This is a genomic window from Massilia sp. CT11-108, from assembly GCF_047302915.1.
GTDB classification, from domain to species: Bacteria; Pseudomonadota; Gammaproteobacteria; order Burkholderiales; family Burkholderiaceae_D; genus Telluria; species Telluria orientalis.
The window spans coordinates 1-10,077 of sequence record NZ_JBKYMO010000202.1; the positions used below are offsets into that span (position 1 = coordinate 1).

The window sequence follows — 10,077 nt, forward strand, 5'->3', positions numbered from 1 at the left end:
GTCCGGTCCGGCGGGCGCGCCGCCGGCGGCCGTGGCGCTGACCACGGTCACGGTGACGGACGATTCCGGCGCGGCCGTCGCGACGACGGCGGTAGTGGACCTGGGGGCTACGGACAGGCTTCGATGAGCCCTGGAAGCGGCCCGGCGAGCGGACTCCGAATACATTTGCTTATGTGTATTGTGTATAAGCCTGATTTGTCGTAGAAGCAGAATTGCCCTAAAATACAGTGCTTTGCCGCGTCCGGCGAACGCTTTTCGAACAATACACGCCGCCGCTTCCACTCATTGATAGGACTGTTATGACCCACGTTGTCACCGAATCGTGCATCCGTTGTCGCTATACCGATTGCGTGGATGTATGCCCGGTAGATTGTTTCCGGGAAGGCCCGAATTTCCTCGCCATTGACCCGGACGAGTGCATCGACTGCGCCGTGTGCGTGGCGGAGTGCCCGGTCAACGCGATCTACGCGGAAGAAGACGTGCCGTCGGACCAGCAGCAATTCATCAAGCTCAACGTCGAACTGGCACGCAACTGGCCGTCCATCACCAAGACCAAGCCGGCCCTGCCGGACGCGGAAGAGTGGAAGGACGTCAAGAGCAAGCTGGACCAACTGGCCCGCTAATCGTTCTTGAACGCCGGCCCGCCGGAGCGCCGGCCGTGGCCGGCGTCCTTTGCCGGTCCCTGCAGGTGTGCGCCATTCGTGGCACACTATCCGCCCTCGCCTACCTACCGTACATAATTTTCAGGAAATCAGCATGACTACGACCCCCGAAGTGGGCACCATCGCTCCCAACAGCTCCTTTGCCGGCGCCATCGAAGCCGATGCCGTGATCATCGGCGCGGGCCCGGTCGGCCTGTTCCAGGTGTTCGAGCTGGGCCTGCTGGAGATCAAGGCCCACGTGATCGATTCGCTGCCGGCCGTCGGCGGCCAGTGCGTGGAGCTGTATCCGGACAAGCCGATCTACGACATCCCGGCCGTGCCCGTCTGCACCGGCCAGGAACTGACCGACAACCTGCTCAAGCAGATCGAGCCGTTCGAGCCGACCTTCCACCTGGGCCAGGAAGTCACCACCGTCCAGCGCCGTGAAGACCACCGCTTCAACGTCGAAACGTCGACCGGTACCCGTTTCATCACCAAGACCATCTTCATCGCTGCCGGTGTCGGTTCGTTCCAGGCGCGCACGATCAAGGTCGACGGCATCGAGAAGTTCGAGAACAGCCAGCTGTTCTACCGCGTCAAGGATCCGAGCCTGTTCGAAGGCAAGAACCTCGTCATCTGCGGCGGCGGCGACTCCGCGCTGGACTGGGCCCTGAACTTCGTCGGCAAGGCCGAATCCGTCGTGCTGGTGCACCGTCGCGAAGACTTCCGCGCCGCCCCGGCTTCCGTCGCCAAGATGAAGCAGCTGTGCGAAGACTACGAAATGCAACTGATCACCGGCCAGGTCACCGGCTTCGATGAGAAGGATGGCCAGCTGTCCGAAGTCAAGGTGACCGGCGCCGACGGCGTGACCCGCCGCGTGCCGCTGGACATGCTGATGGTGTTCTTCGGCCTGTCGCCGAAGCTGGGCCCGATCGCCGAGTGGGGCCTGGACATCGAACGCCGCCAGCTGAAGGTCATGGACACCGAGAAGTTCGAGACCAACGTGCCGGGCATCTTCGCTGTGGGCGACATCAACACCTACCCGGGCAAGAAGAAGCTGATCCTGTCGGGCTTCCACGAAGCCGCGCTGGCCGCCTTCGGCGCCGCGCCGTACATCTTCCCGGACAAGAAGATCCACATGCAGTACACGACGACGTCGCCGAAGCTGCACAAGATCCTCGGCGTCGAAACGCCTGTGTTCGATTGACCGTTCCGTAACTCAGTCACGACGAAAATGCCCCGCCTGTGCGGGGCATTTTTCTTATGTAGTGCACTTAACGAACCGGGTGCTGACAAGTGTGATACATATTGTGCAACGCAGTAATAAACAGATTGTGACTCAGGCTCGTTGTTGCCCCACGCCAAGCCGAATGAGCCTATAATTCACCGCACACGTAGCGCAAACGATTGCAATTGCGCACAGAGTCATGAAGGAAAAATTATGCTTTATCAACTGCACGAGATGCAACGCTCCTTCCTGAACCCGCTGATGCAGTGGGCCGATGCCTCTGCCAAACTGTTTTCGAATCCAGTCTCACCGTTCGCGCACACCCCGTTTTCGCAGCGTATCGCTGCCGGCTACGAGCTGATGTACCGCCTCGGCAAGGACTATGAGAAACCTGCTTTCGGCCTGACCTCGACCATCATCAACGGGCAGACGGTCGGCATCGTGGAACGCCCCGTGGTCAGCAAGCCGTTCTGCAAGCTGCTGCACTTCAAGAAAGACATGAGCGACGCGGACTTTGCCGCGCTCAAGCAGCCGACGGTGCTCGTCGTGGCCCCGCTGTCGGGCCACCATGCGACCCTGCTGCGCGACACGGTCCGCGCCCTGCTGCCGGACCAGGACGTCTTCATTACCGACTGGGTCGACGCGCGCATGGTGCCGCTGTCGGACGGTCCGTTCCACCTGGACGACTATATCTATTACGTGCAGGACTTCATCCGCCACCTGGGCCCGGACGTGCACGTGATCTCCGTGTGCCAGCCGACCGTGCCGGTGCTCGCCGCGATCTCGCTGATGGCGACGAACAAGGATGCCAGGCTGCCGAAGTCGATGGTCATGATGGGCGGTCCGATCGACCCGCGCAAGTCACCGACGGCCGTCAACGACCTGGCCGTCGAAAAGCCGTACTCGTGGTTCGAGAACACGGTGGTCTATGCCGTGCCGGGCAATTACCCGGGCTTCGGCCGCAAAGTCTATCCGGGCTTCCTGCAGCACGCCGGCTTCATCGCGATGAATCCGGGCCGCCACGCCCAGAGCCACCGCGAGTTCTACCAGCACCTGGTGCGCGGCGACGACGATTCGGCGGAAGCGCACCGCAAGTTCTACGACGAGTACAACGCCGTCCTCGACATGCCGGCCGAGTATTACCTGGAAACGATTAAAACGGTATTCCAGGAAACCCGCCTGCCGAAAGGCACGTGGCAAGTGGGCGGCCAGCTCGTGCGTCCGCAAGACATCGAGAGCGTGGCGCTGTTCACCATCGAAGGCGAACTGGACGACATCTCCGGCGCCGGCCAGACCCATGCCGCGCACGACCTGTGCACCGGCATCCCGGCCGAGAAGCAGCAGCAGTTCACGGCGCCGAAGTGCGGCCACTACGGCATCTTCTCGGGCCGCCGCTGGCGCGAGATCATTTGCCCGATGATCGGTGAATTTATCCGCAAGAACGCCTGAGCGTTGCGAATGTCCCTTTGAAAATGCCGCGGCCTGGACCGCGGCATTTTTCGTTAACGCGTGCCCGTTTCGATCATCCAGTGCAGGCCGTAGCGGTCGATGACGGCACCGAACGCATCCGCCCACGCCGTCGGGCGCAACGGGATGCGGACGTCGCCGCCCTCGCCCAGCGCCTGCAGGATGCGCGCCGCCTCGTCCGCGCTGTCCACGTGCAGGTTCATCGAGAAGCCTGCGAACGCGGGCGCCTGGCCGGGGTGGTGGCCTTCCGAGAAATAGATGGTCGACTCGCCGAAGCGCAGGCCGGCACGGATGATCTTGCCGGGACTGCCGGGCTCGAGGAACCGTGGTTGTGCATCGGGAATCGCCGTCAACTGAAACAGCACGTCGGCGTGCAGGACGTCACGATAAAAAGAAAGGGCTTCGGCGCACAGGCCGGGAAAATAGATCGTTGGAATCGCTTGCATAAAGGTCGCTGGTTCGGTGAAGTGAATGGTCCAGGAATGCGTGGTACACGATGTCCTCCTTTCTTTTGTTGTTGGCGCATCAAGAATAACAGAAGGCCGCGCCCGCGAACGGGAACGGCCCGGTGTTTCACCTGCCGGGGCCGCCTTGAAGGCAGCCCGCGGCGTCAGTGATTGATGATCAGGTCTGCGATGACGCCGGTGGCAATGGCCGCCAGCACATAATCGCCGCCCGTCTGCACCCAGTGATAGCCCCGCGGCGGAGGCCGCAAATGGTGGTCGCGCCAGTTGTCCACGACGTATTGGTGATTCCGGTAGCGCGACGGCAGGCGCCCGCCGCGGCGGATATCGTGGTTGGGTCCGGCACCATCCCAACGGCGCGCCCCGCCGGAACCTTCGTCGCCGTAGCGGCCGCCGCCGCGGGCCTGATAGCCGTCGCGTCGATCGTCATTGCGGCGCTCGTAGCGGTCGTCACCGCGCCGGTCGCTCCGATTGTCGATGCGGCGGTCGCCACCGTCACTGTCGCGCTGGCTATAGCGGCTATCGTCACGGTCACCGTGGTAGCGGTCCTGGGCAAAGCTCGATGCGCCGGCAGCACTCAGCAGCGCCGCCAGCAACGTGGACATCGCGAGGTGCTTCTTGTTCATAAGACCCTCCATGTAATTCGTTGCCTGGACTCCAGTAGACCACCAGACTCATCTTGCACTCCGTACGTTGCATCACGAAAGTATGCAGTTTGAATTACCCAAGTGCATTTCGACTGCATTGGGCTTTTAGCGGATAATGACGGTCTATCCAGTTTCGAAGTAGCACCGCCGTGACCAAGACGCTCGCCGACCAGATCGAAGACCTGCTGCCGCAGACCCAGTGCACCAAGTGCGGCTATCCCGCCTGCCGTCCGTACGCGGAAGCGATCGCGCGCGGCGAAGCCGAGATCAACCAGTGCCCGCCCGGCGGCATGGAAGGCGTCGCGCGGCTGGCGCGGGTCACCGGCCGGCCCGTCATCCCGATCAACCCGGCCAACGGCGTCGAGCGGCCCCGTCCCGTCGCGTTCATCGACGAGAGCCTGTGCATCGGCTGCACCTTGTGCATCCAGGCCTGCCCCGTCGACGCGATCCTCGGCGCCGCCAAGCAGATGCACACCATCATCCCGAGCCTGTGCACGGGCTGCGATTTGTGCGTGGCGCCCTGTCCCGTCGACTGCATCGCGATGATCCCGCGCACGGACGACCCTGCGGCCGAGCCGACTGGCTGGGCCGCGTGGTCGCAGGAAGAGGCCGACGCCGCGCGCGCCCGCCACGATTTCCGCACGGAGCGCCTGCGCCGCGAAAAGGAAGAAAACGACGCGCGCCTGGCCGCCAAGGCGCTGGAAAAGATGCGTGCCGTGACGGCGGAAACGACGAATACGGCGGAGGAGCTGGCGGAAAAGGAACGCAAGCGCGCGATCATCGCCGCCGCCATCGAGCGCGCGAAACAGAAAGCCGCCTCCGACAAGAAAGACTGACGCATCGATGAATCCCGCCAAACGCCTCGAGATCTTCACGCGCTTTCGCAACGCCAATCCGCATCCCACCACCGAACTCGAATACACGACGCCGTTCGAACTCCTGATCGCCGTGCTGCTGTCCGCGCAGTCGACGGACGTCGGCGTCAACAAGGCCACCCGCAGGCTGTATCCGGTCGCGAACACGCCGCAGGCGATCCTCGACCTGGGCCTGGACGAGCTCAAGACGTATATCTCGACGATCGGCCTGTACAACAACAAGGCGAAGAACGTCATCGCCACGTGCGAAATCCTCGTGAACCAGTACGGCGGCGAAGTGCCGCGCTCGCGCGAGGCACTGGAAGCCCTGCCCGGCGTGGGCCGCAAGACGGCGAACGTCGTGCTGAACACCGCGTTCGGCGAACCGACGATGGCCGTCGACACGCACATCTTCCGCGTCGCGAACCGCACGAAGATCGCACCGGGCAAGAACGTCGACGAAGTCGAGATGAAGCTGCTGAAATTCGTGCCGAAGGACTTCCTGCACGACGCCCACCACTGGCTGATCCTGCACGGCCGCTACACGTGCGTGGCGCGCACGCCCAAGTGCTGGAATTGCATCATCAACGACCTGTGCGAGTACAAGGACAAAACGCCGGCGCCGAAGGACGCGTGAACGCTGCCCGACTCAGATGACCCGGCGCGGCGCCGCCGTCAACGGGTCGCCGCTGTTCGGCGTGCCCGTCGGCTCGATCAGCAGGATGTGCGCCTCTCCCTGCGCGCGCGGCCGGTGGCGCATGCCCCTGGGGACGACGAACATCTGGCCCGGATCGAGCGTCACCGTCGAACCATCCTCGAGATCGATCTCGACGCGCCCGTCGAGCACCAGGAAAAAGTCGTCGGTGTCGTCGTGGACATGCCAGTGGTATTCGCCGCGCAGCTTCGCGACCATCACGTCGTGGCCGTTGAACAGGGCCACCGTGCGGGGCTGAAAGGCTTCCGTAAACGTCGCCAGCTTGGCGGCCAGATCGATTGCAGCGTGCATCATGCCTCCCGATGAAAAGCCCATTGTGGGGCGCCGCCGGACGTCGGGTCTTGTACAATCGTTGCATGAACCAGGCCATTTTCGGGGCGCTGACCAACGGCGTGACGCTGATGCGGGCGGACTTTTCCGACCACGCGTTCGAGCGCCACAGCCACGATTGCTTCGCGCTCGGCGCGACGACGTACGGCATCCAGCGGTTCCGCTGCAAGGGCACACAGTACGACAGCCGGCCCGGCGACCTGGTCCTCTTCAACCCGGACGACGACCATGACGGCCGCCGCGGGACGGCCGATGGATTCCGCTACACGATGTGGTACGTCCCCGCTGCATTCGTCGCCAGCTGCGTGGACGGCAACCGGTATTTTGCGAAGCCCCATGCGGCCGACCGGCAGCTGGCCGAGGCATTCGGGGCGTTGTCCGCCAGCCTGGCGCAGACAGCGGCCGAATCGCTGCGCGCGGAAACGCTGATGCGTGCGTTCCTGGGCACGATGCTGGCGCGCCATGGCGAACGGCCGCAGGCCGGCGTGGGGCCGGCCGCCATCGGTGCCGCCACGCTGGCCCGGGTCAAGGACCATATCCGCACATACTACGCGCACGACATCACCGTCTCGGACCTGGCCCTGGTCGCCGGCCTGTCGCGCGCGCACCTGACCCGCGCCTTCACCGCCGCCTACCACATGCCGCCGCACGTGTACCTCAACGCCGTGCGGGTCGCGCAGGCGCAGGCCCTGATCCGCCGCGGCACGCCGCTCGCCGCCGTCGCGCTGGAATGCGGCTTCGCGGACCAGAGCCACCTGACGCGGCGCTTCAAGGGCAGCGTGGGCGTGACGCCGTCGGCCTGGCAAAAGATGCAGCGCGGCGCCGCATTCACTTCGTGAGGACCAGCGAAAAGAAGATCCGCGTCGGCCCGTTCGACAGCTTGAAGAACAGCTTGTTGCGGCCCTTCCGGAAGTGCACGACGCGCTTGCCTTCGTTCAGGTTGTAGTCGCGCACAAAGGTATTCCGCGTCTCGTAGACCTGGCCGAAGAACGAGTCCTTGTTGGCGTTTCCTCCTTCCCAGACCAGCCGGTCGTTGAGCCACAGCTGCGCATCGTCGTCCGCGCCGACCCAGATCGTCAGGTCCTGTTCCGCGTCGAGCATCAACTCCGTATAGCCGTAGTACACGGCGTCTTCCGCGTGCACGGGCGGCTCCAGGGGATAGCGCGCCATGTCGACGTAGTCCCATTTGACGAGGCGCCCGCCCTTGCCCCAATAGGCGGCATCCAGCACGACGCCCTGCTCGGGCGGATAATGGTAATTGGCGAACAGCCCTGCGCCGTGCCGTCCGTCGAATGGACCGATCAGGTACCAGCGGTTGACCCAGACGCGGTTCGCGTACGTGCCGCCCGCGCCGATCATCCGGCCCGTACCCTTGACCATGGTGGCCGCGTCGACGGTGGGCATGTGCGCGACGCCGCCGCCGAACATGGTGCCCGCGCCCCCGAGGTAAGCCTTCGTCATTCGATCCGGCAGGTCGGGATTCGTGAACGCGGCGATCCGGTCCAGCATCTGACGGCCCACGCCGCCGGCGCTTCCGTTCCCGAGGCCTTGTCCGCTCTGGCCGTTGCCCTGGCCGTCACCCTTGCCTTCGCCGTCGCCCTTGCCATTGCCTTTGCCCGCGCCGCGCTGCGCCGCACCCGCCGCGTCGGCCGCGACCTGCACGCCGTTCTGCTGCTGCTCCAGCTGGTGGCGGCGCTCTTCCAGCGCGACGCGTGCCTTCGCTTCGAGCTGCTCGATCTGCGCCGCCGCTTCGGCGGGCGTCTGCGGTTCGGCGGCAGGCGGCGCCTCAGCCTTGACCTTCTCCGCGACCTGTTCCAACGCCTTTTCCTTCGGGATGTCGAGCAGCTTTGCGAGTTGCTCGGCCTTGGTGTCGCGCTCGATCTCGTCGATCTTGCGCGCCAGGTCCTTCGCCTGCTTCAGCAATTCGTCCGGCGCCTTCGGCTGCGCGCTGAACTGCACCTCGTCTTCCTTGTTCCCGGCAGGCTGCTTGCCCGCGCTTTGTGCGAGCAGGGACTGGATCCGCGCCATGTCGTGCACGCGCTTTTCGAGGCGGGCCTGCGCCGTCAGCCGTGCGCCCGATTCGACCTGCCGCTGCTGGCGCTCGCGCTGGGCGATCTCGATGCGCTGGGTGCCGAAGTGATACAGCGCGACGAGCGGCACCGCATGCAGCACGAGCGACAGGAAGATGAACGGATGCCGCCGTAGGGGGCCGAAGGCCGGGGCGAGCCTCGGAGTATCGTCGGCGAACATCGTCAGCGCGTGTGCATCGACACGTGGGTCAGCCCCTCGAACTGGCACAGCTCGAGCACGTGCACGATGTCCTGGTAGCGCGTGGACTGGTCGCCGTCGATGCGGACCGGCCGCGCCGGATCGCGTGCCGCCTCGCGCTTGAGCAGGTCGTGCAGGGCTTGCGTCGACACTTCCTTGCGGTCGATATACAGGCCGCCTCCGGCATCGACGCCGATGACCAGCGGCGCCGGCGCCGCCTTCGCGCGATCGAGGCTGACCTGTGACGTCGGCAGCACGATGGGCATGTCCTTCTCCGGCTTTTCGCCGTCGGGGTGCCGGAACGACGTCGCGACCATGAAGTACATCAGCAGGAAGAAGATGCAGTCGATCAGCGCGATCAGGCCGATCTCGGGCTGTTCGTCGTCGCCGAGATCAATGCGCATGGACGACCTCCAGCGTGCGCGCCGGCATGCCGTCCAGCACGCGGTTCAGCTGGCGCTCCAGCGCGATGCCGATGCCGACCATGCGGTTGCGGAAGACGTGGTGCATGGCCAGCGATGGCAGCGCCACCGACAGGCCGGCCGCCGTGTTGACGAGCGCCTTGGAGATGCCGCCCGCCAGCAGGGTTGGATCGCCCATGCCGTTGAACGCGATGACGTGGAAGGATTCGATCATGCCGATGACGGTGCCCAGCAGGCCGACGATCGGCGCGACCGTCGCGACGACGTTCAGCGCGTACGCCTTCTGCTGCTGCAGGCGCAGTTCGACGCCCGCCATCTCCGCCACGCGCGACGCCAGTTTTTCGGCCGGCAGGTGGCGCTGTTCGACCATCCAGCCGAGGATGCGCGCGAGGCTGCTGTCGCCGTCGGCCACCCGTTCGCGCAACTGGTCGAAGCGTCCCGTGCGCCACAACGTCTCCGCCTCCGCGGCCAGATCCGGCGGCGCCACTTTCGCCAGGCGGAAGTTGGCGAGCCGCTCGAACGTCACGGCCAGCGCCAGCACGGACAACGCGCCGATCGCGACGATGCCCATGCCGCCATGCAGCAGCTCGGAAGCGATGTTCAGGCCCTGCGCATGGGCCGGGAAGGCAGTCGACAGCAGGCCATACAGGCCGAGGCGGCGCAATCGGGACATCGTCTTCCTTTCAATGGAAACAACTGATTTACGCGCCAATTTAGCACAGATGATTCTTTGTTTGGCAACTAAATTACACTTTAATAGCAATGAAAATTACCATTTTGTGGAAATCCACTATTCCATACGCATAAAATTAGTTATTAGCAAAATTTCAGTATGATGAATGGTATTTTCACGACGAGGCGACCATGTTTTCCCATGTCTTCATCGGCGTCGGCGATTTCGACCGGGCGCTCGCGTTTTACCAACCGCTGCTGACGGCGCTGGGGCTGGAGGCGCGCTTCTGCGACCGGTCGCGCCCGTGGGCCGGCTGGCAGCAAGCGGGCCGGGCGCGGCCGCTGTTCCTCATCGGCGCGCCGTACGAC

General features: G+C 64.4%; 12 protein-coding genes. 6 read left to right on the top strand and 6 right to left on the bottom strand.

The genetic code is table 11. The features are described from left to right. The first annotated feature begins 299 nt into the window (after positions 1–299). The 3 genes from fdxA (at position 300) to ACEN88_RS16780 (ending at position 3,318) form a co-directional block, all read left to right on the top strand. Complete coding sequence (fdxA, locus tag ACEN88_RS16770) at positions 300–623, top strand: ferredoxin FdxA (protein WP_413341332.1); 324 nt, start codon at positions 300–302, stop codon at positions 621–623. Between the two features lie 133 nt (positions 624–756). Then, positions 757–1,848, top strand: a complete 1,092-nt coding sequence (locus ACEN88_RS16775; protein ID WP_056123168.1) for an NAD(P)/FAD-dependent oxidoreductase — start codon at positions 757–759, stop codon at positions 1,846–1,848. A 234-nt stretch (positions 1,849–2,082) separates the two neighbouring features. Beyond that, on the top strand, positions 2,083–3,318 hold the full coding sequence (locus tag ACEN88_RS16780; RefSeq protein ID WP_413341334.1) for a polyhydroxyalkanoate depolymerase: 1,236 nt from the start codon (positions 2,083–2,085) through the stop codon (positions 3,316–3,318). A gap of 53 nt (positions 3,319–3,371) precedes the next feature. Here the strand turns inward: ACEN88_RS16780 and ACEN88_RS16785 are convergent, their stop codons facing one another. Beyond that, complete coding sequence (locus ACEN88_RS16785) at positions 3,372–3,782, bottom strand: VOC family protein (RefSeq protein ID WP_413341336.1); 411 nt, start codon at positions 3,780–3,782, stop codon at positions 3,372–3,374. Positions 3,783–3,946: 164 nt separating this feature from the next. Then, on the bottom strand, positions 3,947–4,426 hold the full coding sequence (locus tag ACEN88_RS16790) for an RcnB family protein (RefSeq protein ID WP_413341337.1): 480 nt from the start codon (positions 4,424–4,426) through the stop codon (positions 3,947–3,949). Positions 4,427–4,596: 170 nt separating this feature from the next. Here ACEN88_RS16790 and rsxB point away from each other — a divergent pair, with 170 nt between their 5' ends. Both rsxB and nth read left to right on the top strand, forming a co-directional pair. Beyond that, positions 4,597–5,283 carry an electron transport complex subunit RsxB gene (gene rsxB, locus ACEN88_RS16795; protein ID WP_413341339.1) on the top strand — a complete coding sequence of 229 codons (687 nt, stop codon included), beginning with the start codon at positions 4,597–4,599 and terminating at the stop codon, positions 5,281–5,283. Positions 5,284–5,290: 7 nt separating this feature from the next. Further along, entirely contained in the window at positions 5,291–5,938 is a 648-nt protein-coding gene (nth, locus tag ACEN88_RS16800) for an endonuclease III (protein WP_259448886.1), read from the top strand. 12 nt (positions 5,939–5,950) lie between these two features. On the opposite strand, the gene ACEN88_RS16805 is transcribed toward nth, so the two are convergent. Further along, positions 5,951–6,307, bottom strand: a complete 357-nt coding sequence (locus ACEN88_RS16805) for a cupin domain-containing protein (RefSeq protein ID WP_413341341.1) — start codon at positions 6,305–6,307, stop codon at positions 5,951–5,953. A gap of 65 nt (positions 6,308–6,372) precedes the next feature. Here ACEN88_RS16805 and ACEN88_RS16810 point away from each other — a divergent pair, with 65 nt between their 5' ends. Continuing rightward, positions 6,373–7,185, top strand: a complete 813-nt coding sequence (locus ACEN88_RS16810) for an AraC family ligand binding domain-containing protein (RefSeq protein ID WP_413341342.1) — start codon at positions 6,373–6,375, stop codon at positions 7,183–7,185. On the opposite strand, the gene ACEN88_RS16815 is transcribed toward ACEN88_RS16810, so the two are convergent. From ACEN88_RS16815 to ACEN88_RS16825, 3 genes are read right to left on the bottom strand one after another with little or no spacing between them, the layout of a single operon-like run. Beyond that, positions 7,175–8,596, bottom strand: coding sequence for a hypothetical protein (locus ACEN88_RS16815; RefSeq protein WP_413341344.1), 1,422 nt, complete (start codon positions 8,594–8,596; stop codon positions 7,175–7,177). The genes ACEN88_RS16810 and ACEN88_RS16815 overlap by 11 nt on opposite strands. Positions 8,597–8,598: 2 nt before the next feature. Beyond that, a complete protein-coding gene (locus ACEN88_RS16820; RefSeq protein WP_413341346.1) occupies positions 8,599–9,018 on the bottom strand; it encodes an ExbD/TolR family protein in 420 nt (139 codons plus the stop codon). Further along, entirely contained in the window at positions 9,008–9,709 is a 702-nt protein-coding gene (locus tag ACEN88_RS16825) for a MotA/TolQ/ExbB proton channel family protein (protein WP_413341348.1), read from the bottom strand. The genes ACEN88_RS16820 and ACEN88_RS16825 overlap by 11 nt, the downstream gene beginning before the upstream one ends. Positions 9,710–10,077 lie beyond the last annotated feature (368 nt).

Bases quoted from the DNA above. Each gene is read 5' to 3' on its own strand.
- fdxA (WP_413341332.1), top strand. From the start codon at position 300: ATGACCCACGTTGTCACCGAATCGTGCATCCGTTGTCGCTATACCGAT.
- ACEN88_RS16775 (WP_056123168.1), top strand. From the start codon at position 757: ATGACTACGACCCCCGAAGTGGGCACCATCGCTCCCAACAGCTCCTTT.
- ACEN88_RS16780 (WP_413341334.1), top strand. From the start codon at position 2,083: ATGCTTTATCAACTGCACGAGATGCAACGCTCCTTCCTGAACCCGCTG.
- ACEN88_RS16785 (WP_413341336.1), bottom strand. From the start codon at position 3,782: ATGCAAGCGATTCCAACGATCTATTTTCCCGGCCTGTGCGCCGAAGCC.
- ACEN88_RS16790 (WP_413341337.1), bottom strand. From the start codon at position 4,426: ATGAACAAGAAGCACCTCGCGATGTCCACGTTGCTGGCGGCGCTGCTG.
- nth (WP_259448886.1), top strand. From the start codon at position 5,291: ATGAATCCCGCCAAACGCCTCGAGATCTTCACGCGCTTTCGCAACGCC.
- ACEN88_RS16805 (WP_413341341.1), bottom strand. From the start codon at position 6,307: ATGCACGCTGCAATCGATCTGGCCGCCAAGCTGGCGACGTTTACGGAA.
- ACEN88_RS16810 (WP_413341342.1), top strand. From the start codon at position 6,373: ATGAACCAGGCCATTTTCGGGGCGCTGACCAACGGCGTGACGCTGATG.
- ACEN88_RS16815 (WP_413341344.1), bottom strand. From the start codon at position 8,596: ATGTTCGCCGACGATACTCCGAGGCTCGCCCCGGCCTTCGGCCCCCTA.
- ACEN88_RS16820 (WP_413341346.1), bottom strand. From the start codon at position 9,018: ATGCGCATTGATCTCGGCGACGACGAACAGCCCGAGATCGGCCTGATC.
- ACEN88_RS16825 (WP_413341348.1), bottom strand. From the start codon at position 9,709: ATGTCCCGATTGCGCCGCCTCGGCCTGTATGGCCTGCTGTCGACTGCC.